Origin of the sequence: Paenibacillus sp. yr247 (genome assembly GCF_900103825.1) — a bacterium.
Lineage (GTDB): Bacteria > Bacillota > Bacilli > Paenibacillales > NBRC-103111 > Paenibacillus_E.
This window is the reverse complement of the sequence record NZ_FNIF01000027.1, coordinates 13,858-30,758: the sequence shown is the minus strand read 5'-3', so window position 1 is coordinate 30,758 and position 16,901 is coordinate 13,858. Positions and strand designations below refer to the sequence as shown.

Here is a 16,901-nt window from a genome sequence, read left to right as displayed (position 1 = left end):
ACTCGAATTCTATCCATAGTATTCTTCACTTCCCATTCTTCTATGCAGACGCTTTTACTACGGAATTTACTTTATTTAGCTTTGCATCCTGCTGCGCTTATCATGTCCAAAAATAACAAATAAAAACAGGATGCCCATTATCGGACATCCTGGTAAGTTCTTACTTTGCTGCTGGACTTGCTGCTGGGCTTGCAGCCGGACTTGCGGCAGGAGCTGGGCTTGCAGCCGGTTTCGGCAGATTATTCGTTTGAATCAAATTCGGGTATTCTTTCTCTGCAAACTCAGATAAAGATTTCTCCGCTAGCTGAGACTTGATTTGTGTTTTGAGTGTATCATCAAGTGGCTTCGTGCTTCTTGACTCCACTTTCATTACGTGGTATCCAAAAGAAGATTCAACTGGATCACTGATTGTGTTCAGTGGAAGCGTGCTAGCTGCTTGCTTGAATTCAGGTACCCATTGATTAATATCCGCATCTTTGTAGGTTCCGCCGTTATCTTTGGAACCTGGATCATCGGAATATTCTTTCGCTAGGGCCGCGAAATCGCCGCCTTTATCCAGCTTTCCTTTTACTTCTTTAGCTCTGGCTAAAGCTTCGTCTTTGGTACGCAAATCTTTTTGCGTTGCCGCATCTTTCAAGGAAATCAGAATGTGGCTGACTGTTGCGATATCGAATGCATGCGCGGCAGCTTGTTCTTTATAAGAATCCTGAATTGCTTGATCCGTAATTTTACTTTCCATGCTGCCCATTGTATAGAAGCTCATTTTCATCAAAGACTCGATATCCTTCAACTCGATACCGTTGTCTTTGAGCTGCTTGTCCATTCCGCCTTCTTGCTTACCGAAGTAATCCGAAATAGATTTCATTTGCTCCGTCACTTGCTTGTCTGCATTCGCCTTTACTTTATCATCGGCTTTAGCGGACAGAACACGGAAAGTCACCATTTGCTTCAACATGTCTTGTTGAAAAGCAGGGTCTGTCATGAATTGCGCCAGCTGAGGCGAGAACATTTTGTTCACGCTGATAAATGAGTTAAATTCCGCGCGAGTGATTTTGCCCCCCTCTTTATACGTAGCAATCACATCACTCGGGTTTCCCGTTGCTGCTGCAGTGGAGGAAGGTGAAGGTGAAGCTGTTGCTGCACCTTGCTTTTTACTGCCGCATGCACTTAATACTGAAAATGCAAGAAGCAATGCCACCATGCTTAAAATCCATTTTTTCGAAATAAGTCGTTGTTTACTAGTATGATTTGGCAACATCCTTTAATTCCCCTTTCGTTTTCAGAACATCCTTATATTGTACCAGGAATTTCTCCACCAATTCTATGGAAGCTTCTGGTTTCATACCTTTACATCGGATAACGATTTGAAGCTGCGGGTCTGCATTCAACTTGATTCGACCATCAAAGCCTTTGGACAAAGCAATAAGCTTCTGTCCTTCTAATCTGCCATTTTGGTCAATATGCACCTTGATTAGGTAATCATCCCCTTTTTGGCTGATCGTTTCAATCCGGTATTCCGAACCGTATGCTTTCAAACGAGCCACTGACAGTAAGTTGAAAACGGCCTGCGGTAGATCTCCGAAGCGATCAACAAGCTCATCATGCAGATCCGCGGCTTCTTCCAACGTGCGAATGGCGGCCACTTTTTTGTAAATTTCGATTTTTTGCATGCTGTCGTAGATGTAGTCGGATGGCAAATACGCATCCAATTGTATATCGATCGAAGTATGCCATTCCGGTTCCGGAATGACCGCTTCCCCATCTATTTCTAGTTTCAGCTTTGCAATTTCTTCAGCCAACATTTGGGAATATAAATCAAACCCGACGGAAGCAATGAACCCATGCTGCTCTGCACCCAGCAAGTTACCGGCGCCGCGAATGGATAAATCCCTCATCGCAATTTTAAAGCCTGAACCAAGTTCTGTAAACTCTTTAATCGCTTGAAGGCGTTTCTCCGCCACTTCCGTGAGCACTTTATCACGCTGATACGTGAAGTAAGCATAAGCTACGCGATTAGAACGCCCTACACGTCCACGCAGCTGATACAGCTGCGATAGCCCCATTTTATCGGCATCATGAACGATCAGTGTGTTTACATTCGGAATATCGACACCAGTCTCGATGATACTGGTACTTACGAGCACATCGTACTCTCCGTCGAGAAAATCGAGGATCGTCTTCTCCAGCTCCTGCTCGCCCATTTGTCCATGTGCGACAGTAACGCGGGCATCGGGAATCATCATCGAGATTTGATCTGCCATCTGAGTTATGCCCTGCACCCGATTGTAGAGATAATAAACTTGACCTTCACGCGCTAATTCTCGCTCAATCGCTTCTCTAACAAGCGTTGGTCCATACTCGACCACATAGGTCTGAACTGGGAATCGATTCTCTGGCGGCGTCTCAATAACGGATAAATCACGGACACCCAGCATTGACATGTGCAAGGTTCTCGGGATCGGTGTCGCCGTCAGCGTCAGCACGTCCACATTTGTTTTGAGCCGCTTTAGCTTCTCCTTATGGGACACGCCAAAACGCTGCTCCTCATCGACAATAAGCAGACCAAGATCCTTAAACTGCACGTCCTGCGACAACAGCCGGTGAGTACCGATGACGACGTCAACAGTCCCTTTCTTGACACCTTTCATGACTTCGGTCTGTTCCTTCTTGGAACGGAAACGGCTTAGGACCTTCACATTAAACGGATAACCTGAGAACCGTTCGCGGAACGTTTCATAATGCTGCTGCGCCAAAATCGTCGTCGGCACTAAAACAGCAACTTGCTTGCCGTCAATGGCCGCCTTAAAGGCCGCGCGAACCGCAACTTCGGTCTTACCATAGCCTACGTCGCCGCAAAGCAAACGATCCATGGGACGTGATTTCTCCATATCGACCTTAATTTCTTCAATTGCACGAAGCTGATCTCGTGTTTCATCGTAAGGGAACATCGCTTCGAACTCATTTTGATAAGAGCTGTCTTTACTAAATCCGTAGCCGGTTGTAGCTTGGCGTTCTGCATAAAGCTTGATCAGCTCATCAGCGATGTCCTTAACAGATGCCCTCGCCTTGCTCTTCACTCTAGCCCAATCAGCCCCGCCGAGCTTATAAACTTTCGGTTCCTTTTCTTCCGAACCTACATATTTCTGAATCAAATCAATCTGGTCAATCGGCACTGACAGCTTGTCACCGCCAGCATACATAATGTGGAGGTAATCCTTATGAATACCGCCCACTTCCAAAGTGCCGATACCGACATACTTCCCGATCCCATGATTGACGTGAACAACATAGTCGCCGACCTTAAGCTCTTGATAGCTTTTGATACGCTCAGCGTTCTCCAGCTTCTTCTCGACCTTACGCGCTTTTCGCTGCTTCTGTGTGAAAATCTCGCCTTCGGTGATAACAACTAAATGGATCGAAGGCATTTCAAACCCTGTTTGTAGATTGCCATCTACAATTTCAGGCACTTCGATCTGGTAATCGTGAAGGACCCGCCGCACACGTTCAGCACGGTCTTCCCCGTTAGCCAGCAGAATGACCTTGCTGCCATTTTTCTTCCAACGCTCCATCTCCGATTTGAGGAGATTCATTTGTCCATGGAAGTTTTGCATGACACGACTAACGAAGTTCACAATATTTTGCGGTTGGATACCGACGACCTGCCGCAGGAAAAGCGATAAATATAACGTTGGAAAAGGCCTGCGATGCAGCAGGGCTTCATACGATTTGGACAGCACAAAAGACGGCAAGCTCTTCCCCTCTGTCAGCGCATGCATCATCCACTCTGCCTCGTCGCGCTCAAGCTGCTTCGCCGTCTCCAGCAAACGCGCCGGTTCATCGATAATCAGCACAGCATCCTTAGGCATGTAATCCATGAGGGTCTGTCTTTCCGTATATAAAAGCGAAATATATTTATAAATGCCAGGAAACGTCTGCCCTTCACGCAGCAGCTCAATATCATGTCCGATCCCTTCCAACAGCTTGTCTTTCGCTGATCGGTCCGTCATCTTCTCCAACTGCGCCTGAAGCAGCTCATACGCGTGCTGCGCAGCTGATTGTAATCGCTTTCTATCTGCTTGAATCTCGCGACAAGGGGGAATCGTTATCGACTCTAATTTATCTATTGACCGCTGGTCACTCACATCGAAGGTACGGATAGAGTCAACATCGACATCAAACAGTTCAATTCGGATGGCGTTCTCCGACGTCAGCGGAAATAAATCCAGAATCCCGCCGCGTACGCTCATTTCACCTTTGGTCTCAACCCGCTCCACACGTTCGTAACCGAGATTAGATAAAGTGCCCAGAAGCTCATCGAGTTGAACAGTATCCCCTACTTTAACCGTAATACGGGATTCCTCAAATACGTGCTTGATCGGAAGCAATCTTCGTACACCAGCGAAAGGCGCAATAACAACCCCGCGATAACCGTCCGCCAGCTTGGTGAGAACATCAATGCGCTGCGCTAGCATCTCTGGGCTAGAAGCCGCTTCTTCTGCTGTCAGAAGCTCTTGAGATGGATAGAGCAGCACTTCATTAGGGGATAGACATTCTAGTAAATCCTCCGCTATTTTCTGAGCGGCGAACATATTATGAGTAACAATGAATAGCGGGCGCGCTAGCTCTCGCGCAAGAGTTCCAATCATCACTTGCTTGGAGGAGCCGGTAAGGCCGGCAACGAGCTGCTCTTTCATCTCGGATCGAATGCCTGTCAAGATCGTTTGAAAGTCGGTATCCGCAGAAAAAGCTTGAATTAAAGCTTGCAAACAAGTACACTCCTCTCACAAAAAGAAGCCTTGGCACACTTGCCTCGGCTATTAACTCTTCATCTTCATCATTATTACTGCAACGGACTTGTCAGTAGGGATAGCTCTGGGTTTGCTTCTAATGCTTCACGACAGTAGTCGCAAACAACCCTAACCGTAACATCTCCATTCGTGTTATACGATATTATATCTCTACGCTCTTCGGGGGTCAAGAAATGGAAGCCTAACTGCTGCTCCGTAATCGCATGCTCATTAATTTCCCCAACAAAGGTATGACAATGCCTGCAAATGTACTTAATCATATATGTATGCCTCCTTCGACTATTCGATTACATCCTAGTATGACCATTCTCCGGAGAAATTAGCCGAATGTGCCATTGCCATTTTCGAATAAGGAACTTGCATACATGGAGTCTAAAGCGGTTGGTCTATCTTATTTATTAAACTTCGCCATGGTCTTCTCAAAAGGTTCATCCAGACTAGACAGCATCGCTTCGCAGGTGAGATCTAACACCTCATCGATCGACTTCATCTCTTCTTTGGAAAAATTAGACAAGACATAATCGGCAATATTATAGCCTGGGGCAGGTCTATTCACGCCAATGCGAATACGGTTAAAACTTTGTGTACCGCCGTGCTGTATAATCGATTTAATCCCATTGTGACCGCCAGGGCTGCCTTGATACCGGAGCCGGATCTGACCAAAAGATGTATCCATATCATCATAAATAATGACGACATCTTCCAGCTTCGCTTTATAAAAGTCTAGGAACGCCCTCATTGATTCGCCTGAAAGATTCATATAAGTCATCGGTTTAAGCAAATACACCTTCGTACCGTTCACTACACCCTCTCCCAGAAGCCCTTTTGCTTTATTTTGAAAAGAGTTGAACCCCCATTTGGCAGCAAAACGGTCAATGGCCATGAATCCAACATTGTGCCGATTCATCTCATATTGTTTACCCGGATTACCAAGTCCAATAAAACATTTCATGTTCTTCTAAGTCCTCCTAGATATAAACTAAAAAAATCCTTTGCGGAACCAACACCTAAAGGTTATTGTTTACCTATATGTTAATAAAATGAACCATCAAATTTATAGCAGCGGGTGAATCATTGCATATGTATCTAAACGGTCAACAACTTACTTGCGATCATCATTTTCAAGATCATATAGATGCCGGCATTCCCGTCCAAGTATACTATCAAAACCTTTATAAGGATATAGGCTTCATTGAAATTTACTGCATGCATTTTGTTAAGGTAAATAATACGATCTATAACCGAAAAACACACGTTTTTCTTTCGCGGCCCGGATATTAAACGACTTACACCGAGAAAAACAAAGGATACCCTCCGCACATCGGCAGGGGTACCCTTTTCGATCCATTTATACCGTCTGTTCTTCCTTGACCGCCTCGTCTGCCTCATCGGCTTGTTTGGCCTCCTCATCCTGAACCATAACATCCTCAGCAACCTCTTTCTGAGGTGCGAGTACGGTCAGAACGAGCCCATGAGGGTCTGACTTGACCTCTATCGTGCTCGGTACAGAGAGTTGGCTTACAAGCATGTTGTCCCCGAGTCCCACGTTCGAGATATCCACCTTGATTGAACCCGGTATCTGGTTTGGTAAACATCGAATCTCCAGCTCATGCAATTGAATTTGCAAAATACCGCCTTCTTTGACCCCCTCTGCCTCTCCGATGAATTCCAAGTTGACAACCGTTTTAACCGGTTCATCCATATTAATTTGGTGAAAGTCGACATGAAGCAGCATGCGGTTTATTGGGTTGCGTTGTATTTCGTTGATCATGACAGGCTGTTTTCCACTGCCGTCTGGCATTTCCAGATCAATGACTGCATGAGGGTTTTTGTGGAGCAGTGCCACTAATTCCTTCTGATCAACAGTAATGACCGTAGTAGCCACTTTCTTGCCATACACGACTGCAGGTACTCTACCCTTAACACGCAATTGTTTAATATCATTTTTCGTTGTTTCTTTGCGGGTTTCCGCCTTTAATGACAATACCATAAGAAAAAGAACCTCCTAAGAGTTTTGCTCAGCACACTTACTTTCGTAAACGATGCCAAGTGGGTAACAGCTAATTCATAGCCTACCCAACCTCAAGAAGTTCCATCCAAAATCACCCTCGTTAAAGGAGATTTACCCTTTTCTTCGCCCATGACTTTTATGCTTTGTTCGCTTTGTTGTCCTTCTTCGCTTTCATCCGCGCTTTAATTTTATCCGCATAGCCTGGCTTATTGGATTGTCTCTCACGGGCAATCGCCAGATCTCCGTCATTCACATCATGCGTAATCGTTGAGCCCGCGACAACATAGGCGCCACTGCCGATTTTCACAGGTGCAATCAAATTCACATTACTGCCCACAAACGCATCATCACCAATTTCCGTTAGATTCTTATTGAATCCGTCATAGTTCACGGTAATTGCGCCACAGCCGATGTTTACATTCGTACCAACAACAGCATCCCCTACATAGCTTAAATGAGATACTTTCGTCCCCTCACCAAGAGTAGCGTTCTTAATTTCGACGAAGTCGCCAATTTTCACTTGCTTCCCAATGTTAGCGCCAGGTCTCAAATAGGCAAACGGCCCTACACTAGCCTCATTATCCACAAATGCGCCCTGCAGGACGGACTGTTTAATCGTGACCTCATCCTTAACAGTCGAGTCAATAATTTCCGTTTGCGGCCCAATGGTACATTGATCGCCTATGACCGTGTGTCCACGCAAAATAGTACCCGGCAGCAGCACCGTATCTGCTCCGATGGTAACATCTTTTTCAATATAAGTGTTAGATGGATCTATAATCGTAACCCCGTTCAGCATATGCTCACGGTTAATGCGTACCTTGAACAAACGCTCAGCTTCAGCAAGTGCCACACGATCGTTAACACCGATCGATTCCGCGGCATCCTCCATGCAGTAGCCTTGTACAACTTCTCCTCCGCTTGTCAAAATCCCAATGACATCGGTTAGATAGTATTCATTTTGCACATTATTGTTCGTCACTGAGGTCAGCGCTTTGAATAGCTTCTGATTATCGAAAATATAAGTACCTGTATTGATCTCCTGAACAGCCGCTTCTTCGCTGCTGCAATCTTTCTGCTCAACAATACGTGTGACACGGCCGTCTTCGCCTCGAATAATACGTCCATAACCTTGCGGCTCATCGAGCTTGGCCGTCAGAATGGTCGCAGACGCACCGGATTGCTGATGAAGTTCAATGGTGCTCTTCAGTGTGGCTTCCGAGATAAGCGGTGTATCACCGCATATGACAACAGTCATCCCTTCCACATCACCAAGAGCATCCTTCGCTTGGAGAACCGCATGTCCTGTCCCAAGCTGTTGCTCTTGCAGAGCATACTCTACGCGATCTCCCAGGTAGCCCTTAACAGCTTCTGCCCCGAATCCAACGATGACCAGTGTTTTAGTTACTTCTATATGCTCCAGCGTGTCAACAACGTGCCCCACCATAGGTTTACCTACAACCGGATGAAGTACCTTGTAAAGCTTCGATTTCATACGTTTTCCTTGCCCTGCCGCCAGAACAATCGCCATGAGCTTCAACTGCCATCCAACCCCTTTATTTTTAATAAATAGTAAGACTAATGTATGGTAAATCGATGAGTTCTTCACCAAATATAGCATCAATTCCACCCAAAAGAAAAGAGAGCCCCACGGGCTCTCTCAATAATCTGAATTATGCGCCTTCTTCTATTACCTCTTCTTCTACAGCTGCGCGATCGTATTCAGCCAATACGGCTGCTTGAATTTTTTCGCGTGTGGCGGAAGAAATTGGATGAGCGATATCTCGGAACTCCCCATCCGGCGTTCGTTTGCTAGGCATAGCTACGAACATTCCGTTATTACCGTCGATGACACGTATGTCGTGTACGACGAACTCGTTATCAATGGTAATGGAAGCAATCGCTTTCATCCTCCCCTCGGAGTTGACCCGGCGGAGTCTTACATCTGTAATTTGCACTTGTGTTCACCACCTTTTTCCATCTCTGAGACTTGGGTGTAATATTCCACATCTTCGTGCAAATTCCTTCTTCTTTTTTTGAAATTTTCGATAATTTTATATGATCTTAATGTTTTTGTTAAATTTCGACAGGAATCACAGCAATTAACTCTATTTCGACAAAAACATCACGGGGTAATCTGGCCACTTCGACCGTCGATCTGGCCGGTTTATGATCACCAAAGTACGCCGCATAAATCTCATTCAGCTCTGTAAATTGATTCATATCCTTTAGAAAAACCGTTGCTTTCACAACTTGGCCAAACGATGAACCTGCCGCTTCAAGCACACCCTTCAAATTCGTGAACACTTGATGCGCTTGTTCCTTGATTCCACCCTGTACTATTTGTCCGTCTAAACCAAGTGGGATTTGTCCGGAAGTAAAGAGCAGGTTCCCCAGCTTTACGGCTTGCGAATAAGGTCCGATAGCAGCAGGTGCTGCCGTTGTTGAAATAAATTCCATCGTTTACGAATCTCCTTTTTTACTGTCAAAATAATTGCCTGGCTCTACTGTAATTTGTTTGGTCTTGGAATCTACGCCGTATAATCTTGCCAGCGATACGTAATGATCAATAAGATGCTCTTCGACTTCACAAGACTCCATGAACACACCTACCCCTTGGACGGAGGCTTTGAATTCTGCTAACAAATCCATCATGCCATGAATCGTTCCGCCCACATGCATGAAATCATCAATGATAAGTACTTTAGATTCTTCTTTCAGAGCACGCCTTGCGAGTGACATCGTCTGAATACGCTTGTTGGAACCTGATACATAGTTGATGCTAACCGCTGATCCTTCTGTCACTCTACTGTCCCTTCGAACAATAACAACGGGTAAATTCATATAAGTAGCCGTCGCATAAGCGAGCGGAATGCCTTTCGTTTCTACTGTCATAATCACATCAATATCACGACCAGCGAACGCGGATGCAAACGTTTTGCCAATTTCATTCAAATACTGGGGCTGCCCCATGATATCCGACATATATAAGTAACCGCCCGGAAGAATCCTTTCTGGCTGCTGCAGCTGTAAACAAAGGTTCTGAATAAACTTCAGTGATATTTCCTTAGGTACCTTCGGTGAAAACTTTACCCCGCCAGCCGCTCCCGCAAGCGTTTGCAGCTCTCCGAGTCCCTCTTCCTCAAACACTTCTTTAATGATCGCCAAATCTTCACTAATCGAAGACTTAGCTGAGTTGTATCGCTCGGCGAAAGTCGTTAAAGGGATTAACGAATGGGGGCGAAATAACAAATATTGCGTCATTTCTACCAGCCTAGCGCTCCTTTTCAACTTTTTCATCGCACTCCCCCCATAAATCCGAATATTATAAAGAGAATATACCACTTTTATACGTATTTATTCAAGCTTCTCATGAAAATTATATTAACATAAACATAACACCAAATTAACATATCAAAAAGAATGGGCTGGACCTTGTCCGAAACCTAAGCAATGAAAAAGAGCCCTTTTCTGGGGCCCCTGCATTCATCTTACACCGTTCTACGTCAACATACGTACGGCATAAACATCCTTACAAAATCCGCGCAGCCCGTTATAAATACGCGGCACCTTCGCTTCCTTAGATACGAGACCAAATACCGTCGGCCCGCTGCCCGACATCAGCACGCCGTCTGCACCTAGCTTCTGCATGCATTCTTTGAGATGTCTCACCTCGGGATAAAGGTCCAGCGTCACTTCCTCTAACACATTGCCGAGGCTGCCGCAGAGCTGATCGAACTGCTTCTCGCGAATCGCTCTTAGCACACCCTCCGTAGAAGGATGATACTTAATCTCGCCGGCATTCAGTTTCCCATAAATCTCCGAAGTGGAAACATTGATTGGCGGTTTCGCCAAGACGACCCAGCACTGTGGCGGCGATATGATCGGCTCCAGCTTTTCTCCGCGCCCTCTTGCGACAGCTGTCCCTCCCGTCACACAGAAAGGCACATCGGATCCTAGCTCAGCGCCAAGAACCTGCAGCTCTTCCATAGAGATGTTTAAATTCCAAAGCCGATTCAATCCTCTAAGCGTCGCCGCCGCATCGCTGCTCCCCCCTGCAAGTCCTGCCGCCACGGGGATATGCTTGTCTAAATGGATGTAAACGCCCTGTTTGACGTTGTACCGATCCTTGATAAGACGAGCCGCTTGAAAGGCTAAGTTCTTCTCGTCTAACGGGATATAGCCTGCCTGACTGGAAATGATGATGGTATCCCGCGAAAGCTCCTGCATTTCGATCCGGTCTGCCAGGTCCACCATCGTCATGACCATCTCAACTTCATGGTAACCGTCTGATCTTTTATGTAAAACATCAAGGGATAAATTGATTTTAGCCGGTGCTTTTTCAAAAATCTTCATCAGATCACCTTCTTTTGCTCGTTTGCCATTCAAATATTATAACAAAAGAGCATAAAAAAAGCTAAAGCAATTGCTTTAGCTTTAATAGGGACGCTGTTCCGGTCGAGCTGCTTGCTGCGAACCTGACGTAGCCTGATTCCATATCGCTGGATGAGGTTGATTTAGGTAAGACGGAGTAAAGTTGCTCATGTTCGTGTTGTTGGCATTTGGCGTGTAGGCAGGTGAATAGGAAGACTGTTGTGTTCCGCCATACCCACTCTGACTAAAGCCAGGCTGCGCATACGACTGTTGCGTTTGCCCAGCTGAATAAGCGGACTGGTTATAATTCGACGAACTGTAGCTTGTTTGATTGTAACTAGGTTGATTATAGTTTGGCTGACTGTAGGAACTTTGTGATTGGTTTATCGACGGGGCCGAGGCCGTGTACTGCTTCGCCAACTGCTCCTCGGCGATTTGAATCGCCCGCTTTACCATATTCCCAGCATCTTTCGTACGGATGCCTTCCCAACCCTCGCGCTGAACCACATCATAAAACCCTAGATCTTTGGCTAATTCATACTTAAAACTTTCGGACATGATACCTCTTCTGCGACTCATAATAGAACCTCCTTAGAGTTTTGCTTTTAGCAAAACTAGCATCGTAAGCATAACCAGAGTTTTCGGAGAAAACTGACTTCGTAAGCATTAACTGAGTTTTCGGAGAAAACTGACTTCGTAAGTATTAACCTACTTTTCGTTTGCTTAGTATGCCCAATCGAATAAGGTCCATACAAATGCAAAAACAGACCCTCAGGGTCTGCTCATATAGGAACGCATTAAGCTAATGTTGGATATAGGTGATACGAACCTGACCATCATCATTACATACAGTAACTTCAACGGATTCGGTAAGGATATCGGCGTAGCTGTAAGACACTCGTTTAAAGGCGTGTGATTCTTGGTCCAATTTCACAATAAACACAGAAGGGTAGGTTTCTTCTAAAACTCCAGAACGCTCGACAGTCTTTCGACGGCCGCCATTCGCTCTCAACATGATCTTCTGCCCGACGTGGGGCTCCAAACTGCGTTTGATCTCCAACAGCGCATTTTTTGCCATTGTCAACTACCACCTCTTTCCTAGTTTATTATAACCCATTCAGACATGCATGTCAAACGCGGGCAAATATTATATCAGCACCACAATCCTGTTGTCAACGGCATTTTCGCCTAATTTCCGAATTCCCCATTCTATAGGTTGTCTCCAAAGTTCGCAAATTATTCACACTTTTCCAAAAAAAGAACACTTACCTAGTCACCCTCCTTCAAGGAGTTAAATGACTAAACAAGTGCTGCTTATTTGACCTGATATTCGGTTGTTTCAAGTCACATTTAAGTTCGGTAGGAGCCCATTAAACATGCTCTTCTGGATGTTGAATGCCTGGAACCCCCATGCGGTAGCTTCCTCTTGTCTCTACCCCACCTAAACCGTCCAAGCCCGTCACCGTTAACTCAGCGATATCCAGCATGGATATCGTGTCCTTCACGGAAGTATACGACAGCTTTGCCGCGATACAAAGCGGGTCTAGTGCGTGGATGAGGATACGAGCAGGAGAACTAGCATAATTGGCTCCAGCCCTCAGTAACGCCTCAAAATGGGACTGGCAAGCCCCAGCCACGATAATCATGGAGTCCCGATTGCGTTCATACTGTCTGGCGATCTGTACGGCGTTCACGAAGTTTTGGGAATTCTTATAGCTGCCAAGACTACCAGGCCCTGCGCCCTTACGATGCTTAAGTATTCCGTCATGACCAGTAATGACGACAATGTCCGGATTAATTTGCGGAAGCAGCCGATGGAGAGCTTCTGCCATTTGTGATTCAGGAATATAATAACCCTCGGCCGGCACACGCAATTCCCCATAGAGCTGCATACTTTTGCGTAAGTAGGTCGGATCACCATCTAGATGCAGCACTTTACCAGGGACTTCAAAGTAGCTCATATTGGCTTTTTGCTTATGGGTTATGGAGAGTTGGTTTTTCTCCTGCAATTGTACCTGGGATAACGCTAAACGCCGCAGCGACTCACGAAATTCGGGTGAACTCGATCGCGGATGATCCAACGCCTCCGTGAGTTTCGAAATGGTTAAGTCCCCTAAAGGCGCATCCGCGAGCAGTCTATAATCCACACCTCGCAGGATTGCTTTCATCTGCTCAATGCGCTCAATCTTAAACATGACGTCGCCGCCATAGGATTTACGGGTAACAAAGTCTCCTTGCCTCATCGCACAATCCCCTCCTAGGGGTATCCTATGGCGGGACTAGGCATTTGGTGCGGGTTATTTACAGCCGTGAGCGAGGAGAGCCGACGACAAGCGTGCGAACTCTTCCATACTGAGCGTTTCACCGCGGCGTGATGGCTCTATGTTACAGCCAAGCAGCAGCGCTTCCAGCTCCGGTTTATTTTCTTTCGTGAAGAACCGCGCAGCTAGGTTGTTGTAAAGAGTTTTACGCCGCTGGACGAAGGACGCTTGGACGACGGCGAAGAAGAAGTCAACGTCCGCCACCTCGACCGGCGGGGTTTTGCGCACACGCAGCCGGATCACGGCGGAATCGACGTTCGGCTGCGGCACGAAGACGGTGCGCGGCACGATCGTGACGAGCTCCGGCTCGCAGTGGAACTGCACGGCAATACTCAGGCTGCCGTAATCTTTGGTTCCCGGGCGAGCCGCCATGCGGTCGGCCACCTCTTTTTGAATCATCACGACAATATTCTCCAAGGGAAGCTTTTCCTCGAGAAGCTTCATGATGATCGGCGTCGTGATGTAGTAAGGCAGGTTGGCGACGACACTGACGCCACCCACGCCCTCGAAGTGCTGCCGGAACAGCTCCGGCAGGTCCGTCTTCAAAATATCTCCATGGACGACCGTAGCATGGGGATAAGGCTCTAGCGTTTCGGCCAGAATGGGCAGCAGACGCTGATCGATCTCAACGGCCAAGACGCGGCCAGCGAGTTTGGCCAGCTGCTGGGTGAGTGCCCCAATACCGGGGCCGATCTCCAGCGCAGCCTTGTTCGGCCCAAGCTCAGCGGCCGATACGATCTTGCTCAGGATGTTTTGGTCAATCAAAAAGTTTTGACCCAAGCTCTTTTTGAGCACAAGTCCATTTCTCTTAATAATTTGTTTCGTTTTACTTGGTGTTGCCACGTCTTCTGCAGTTACAATCACTTCATTGTTGGGTATATTCATGTATAGACCTCATTATCTATAGGTTCTGGACTTCACATCTTCATATGCTGTTGTATATTAATGCCATACAAATTTCAGCGGTTTCCTTCATTCCCTAAACATTCGTTCTACTTATCAACTTCTAAATGCTCCAAGGCCGCCTCAAATTCCTCACGCGAGATTTGAAACATCGCACAGCGCTTATAAAATTGCTTGCCATTGCAATAACCAATACCCAGCGCCTTACCTACAATCAATCGGCGAGATGCCGCCTCAGCATGAACAATCAGCCCTGCTGCCATAAGATCCTCCATCGAGAGTTGCGAAACTGCGCCATCATATTCCGTCCTAAGGCTCTGGAGAGCCTGACGGATTGTCTCAGGCGTTGCATTCTCGACGCCGATATCGCCCTTATACTCGGCCTGCTCCTGCGTGATAAAGGCATGCTTGCAGCCCGGTACCTTGGCTGCTACAATCTTCCGTATCCGTTCACCCGCATGATCTGGATCCGTGAATATAATAACGCCTCTTCGCTGCTGTGCGAGTGCTATTCGTTTCAATACGGCTTGTCCGATGGCAGAGCCGCCGGTCTCAATCGTATCCGCCTCTACCGCTCGGCGAATTGCCGCTGTATCATCCTTGCCTTCGACGACGATCACTTCTTTAATCATAAGCTGTTCCCTTCCCAGTACCAAGGATAAACGGCTCCGTCGTCCTTCTGGGACGAGCGCGTTTGTCAAGGTTGATGCGGAGCTAAAGTATAGAACTTATACTTCCATATTCAACGCAGAAAAAGAAGAGGGGTCCCCTCTTCTTTCGCCCAGGCTGCTGCCTGGCAACGTATATATGACATTCTTCCCGCTGAAACAGACGTTTACACGTTAATTTTCAGACGGTTTTTTAGGTCCAACAACATAGACCGTGTATCCTTGTTTTGTTCCGAATTTATTGGCATAGCCATGATCTTCAAAGTATACATCAATCATTTGGCCTTTCACACCACTGCCAGTATCTTCAGCACGGCGGAAGCCAATGCCCTCAATGTACACCCACCATCCCAGTGGGATAACTTTTGGATCGACGGCAATTGTTCTGCCTTCTGTAACGGTAGTACCCGTATATGTCTTACCAAATCCGGGACTTCCTTCGGATTTACCTGTTGATTCAACGTCAGCTGAATAAGCTGTCAGCTTCACATTTTTAAGAATTTGTTTATACCCGAACGTCACACCATTCTTCGAGACTTCATCCACACTAGGTGAAGATGAAGAAAGAACAACAACTGGGTTTTTCGTGCCAACGGACACGACTTTATTAATACTTTCTGTTTTTACTTCTTCACCCACAACTGCTTCCGCGACTAACACACCGTCTTCGAAAGTTTTTTCTTTCTTTTTCAAGAGCACGCCCTGTTTACCTTCTTGGACGATTTGCTCTTTGCCTTTGAGCAGCGATGCATCGTTCTTCTTTTCCGTGTCGAACGCAATCGGCTCAGTCACTTCCTCCGTCTCTTTTTTCACACGGACGATTTTGATTTCATCGCCAGTGGTCAGAGCGGCTGTCGGTTCGGGAGTCAATCGATCGTGCTCCCCAAGTGCAATATGTAAACGTTGCAATGCACTTTCTACCGTTCTTGCAGTTGTGTAAACAGTGGTGGTCTTTCCATCAGCAGTCAATTGAATCGGAGAAGCATGCTCGATGACAAATTTCTCTCCACCCTTGATTGTCGTCGTAGGCTCAGCAGAAATTTCATCGTGTTCACCAATCTTTATGGCTTGTTCATCCAGTAGGCGTTGCAGGACCCATTGTTTCGTATGCACAACGGTTTCTTGTCCATTCACAACCACGGATACGCTCTTGGTAGCCGTACCGTACAACAACACCAAAAACATGAAAGTCATTGCGATTGAGATTATTGCTAAGCTTAAAATCAAACGCAAGTTTTCATGCTTCCATCGCAATGCGAAGGACATGCTGGATGATCGTTTTACATGGGTCTCGCTAAATGAGATACTGCCCACTTCTTCGGTCCTCCTTCAAAGCCTCGCCGCCAGGTTACAGCATGATTAAATTTGACGCGACTAAGGTTTTTTAGTTTAACTTAACGTGTTCGCCGTCAGCAGTACGGTATTAAACCCGCTGCTATCTGGTCGTCCCACCCCTTTTACCTATTCATCATCCTATGAATTCCGGACAAATTATAGTCGTCCGAAATGTGTATAGGTCCTTATGGAAATAAAAAGCCAGCAAGAAGAGGACTCTTCTCGCTGGCTTAGTTTGCATAGTAAAATACACAAATAGCACGCACGACAATCGTTACCTCTCTTACGCTTACGAGGTTAGCTGACGGATTCGGACGTGAGAGTCGCCCTACTAAAAGCATACGCAGTATGCTAAAAGATTCACCCCTGTTACTCACTCTGTTCACTCAAGCAGCGCTCACGCTTCTTCAGCTTACAGTGGTTCCCCCGTTCCCATAAATGGAACTCAGCGAATGGAAAAATGGCAAATTGGTTATTAAGT

Annotated in this window: 15 protein-coding genes, 1 pseudogene and 1 riboswitch; all 16 genes and pseudogenes read right to left on the bottom strand. The window is 46.4% G+C overall.

Annotated elements, in window-relative coordinates; genetic code table 11:
• Positions 1-160: 160 nt before the first annotated feature.
• The 16 genes and pseudogenes from BLT91_RS25925 to BLT91_RS25845 all read right to left on the bottom strand — a co-directional run bounded on the left by BLT91_RS25925 (position 161) and on the right by BLT91_RS25845 (position 16,399).
• Positions 161-1,258, bottom strand: a complete 1,098-nt coding sequence (locus BLT91_RS25925; protein ID WP_090826601.1) for a peptidylprolyl isomerase — start codon at positions 1,256-1,258, stop codon at positions 161-163.
• A complete protein-coding gene (gene mfd / locus BLT91_RS25920; protein ID WP_090826598.1) occupies positions 1,239-4,766 on the bottom strand; it encodes a transcription-repair coupling factor in 3,528 nt (1,175 codons plus the stop codon). Before mfd ends, BLT91_RS25925 begins: the two co-directional genes overlap by 20 nt.
• Positions 4,767-4,840: 74 nt before the next feature.
• Positions 4,841-5,068, bottom strand: a complete 228-nt coding sequence (locus tag BLT91_RS25915) for an anti-sigma-F factor Fin (protein ID WP_090826597.1) — start codon at positions 5,066-5,068, stop codon at positions 4,841-4,843.
• Positions 5,069-5,199: 131 nt separating this feature from the next.
• Positions 5,200-5,760: an aminoacyl-tRNA hydrolase gene (gene pth / locus BLT91_RS25910; protein ID WP_090826595.1), complete on the bottom strand. Its 561-nt coding sequence runs from the start codon at positions 5,758-5,760 to the stop codon at positions 5,200-5,202.
• A gap of 396 nt (positions 5,761-6,156) precedes the next feature.
• Complete coding sequence (locus BLT91_RS25900) at positions 6,157-6,798, bottom strand: 50S ribosomal protein L25 (protein ID WP_090826591.1); 642 nt, start codon at positions 6,796-6,798, stop codon at positions 6,157-6,159.
• 157 nt (positions 6,799-6,955) lie between these two features.
• Positions 6,956-8,359, bottom strand: a complete 1,404-nt coding sequence (glmU, locus tag BLT91_RS25895; RefSeq protein ID WP_090826653.1) for a bifunctional UDP-N-acetylglucosamine diphosphorylase/glucosamine-1-phosphate N-acetyltransferase GlmU — start codon at positions 8,357-8,359, stop codon at positions 6,956-6,958.
• A 133-nt stretch (positions 8,360-8,492) separates the two neighbouring features.
• On the bottom strand, positions 8,493-8,777 hold the full coding sequence (gene spoVG, locus BLT91_RS25890; RefSeq protein WP_090826589.1) for a septation regulator SpoVG: 285 nt from the start codon (positions 8,775-8,777) through the stop codon (positions 8,493-8,495).
• A gap of 118 nt (positions 8,778-8,895) precedes the next feature.
• Positions 8,896-9,279: a RidA family protein gene (locus tag BLT91_RS25885; RefSeq protein ID WP_090826587.1), complete on the bottom strand. Its 384-nt coding sequence runs from the start codon at positions 9,277-9,279 to the stop codon at positions 8,896-8,898.
• Positions 9,280-9,282: 3 nt separating this feature from the next.
• Complete coding sequence (gene purR, locus BLT91_RS25880) at positions 9,283-10,119, bottom strand: pur operon repressor (RefSeq protein ID WP_090826585.1); 837 nt, start codon at positions 10,117-10,119, stop codon at positions 9,283-9,285.
• Positions 10,120-10,320: 201 nt separating this feature from the next.
• Positions 10,321-11,175: a 4-(cytidine 5'-diphospho)-2-C-methyl-D-erythritol kinase gene (ispE, locus tag BLT91_RS25875; protein ID WP_090826583.1), complete on the bottom strand. Its 855-nt coding sequence runs from the start codon at positions 11,173-11,175 to the stop codon at positions 10,321-10,323.
• 426 nt (positions 11,176-11,601) lie between these two features.
• A pseudogene (locus tag BLT91_RS25870) lies at positions 11,602-11,772 on the bottom strand (small, acid-soluble spore protein, alpha/beta type); the annotation flags it as partial.
• 223 nt (positions 11,773-11,995) lie between these two features.
• Positions 11,996-12,271, bottom strand: coding sequence for a biofilm formation stimulator Veg (gene veg / locus BLT91_RS25865; RefSeq protein ID WP_028557365.1), 276 nt, complete (start codon positions 12,269-12,271; stop codon positions 11,996-11,998).
• A gap of 292 nt (positions 12,272-12,563) precedes the next feature.
• The gene (gene yabG / locus BLT91_RS25860) at positions 12,564-13,436 is read right to left on the bottom strand and encodes a sporulation peptidase YabG (RefSeq protein WP_090826581.1); all 873 of its coding nucleotides are present in this window, start codon (positions 13,434-13,436) and stop codon (positions 12,564-12,566) included.
• A 54-nt stretch (positions 13,437-13,490) separates the two neighbouring features.
• On the bottom strand, positions 13,491-14,375 hold the full coding sequence (rsmA, locus tag BLT91_RS25855; protein ID WP_302847553.1) for a 16S rRNA (adenine(1518)-N(6)/adenine(1519)-N(6))-dimethyltransferase RsmA: 885 nt from the start codon (positions 14,373-14,375) through the stop codon (positions 13,491-13,493).
• Positions 14,376-14,506: 131 nt separating this feature from the next.
• On the bottom strand, positions 14,507-15,049 hold the full coding sequence (gene rnmV, locus BLT91_RS25850) for a ribonuclease M5 (RefSeq protein ID WP_090826577.1): 543 nt from the start codon (positions 15,047-15,049) through the stop codon (positions 14,507-14,509).
• Positions 15,050-15,259: 210 nt separating this feature from the next.
• The gene (locus tag BLT91_RS25845; RefSeq protein ID WP_090826575.1) at positions 15,260-16,399 is read right to left on the bottom strand and encodes a 3D domain-containing protein; all 1,140 of its coding nucleotides are present in this window, start codon (positions 16,397-16,399) and stop codon (positions 15,260-15,262) included.
• Between the two features lie 292 nt (positions 16,400-16,691).
• Positions 16,692-16,881, bottom strand: a riboswitch (cyclic di-AMP (ydaO/yuaA leader).
• Between the last annotated feature and the right edge of the window lie 20 nt (positions 16,882-16,901).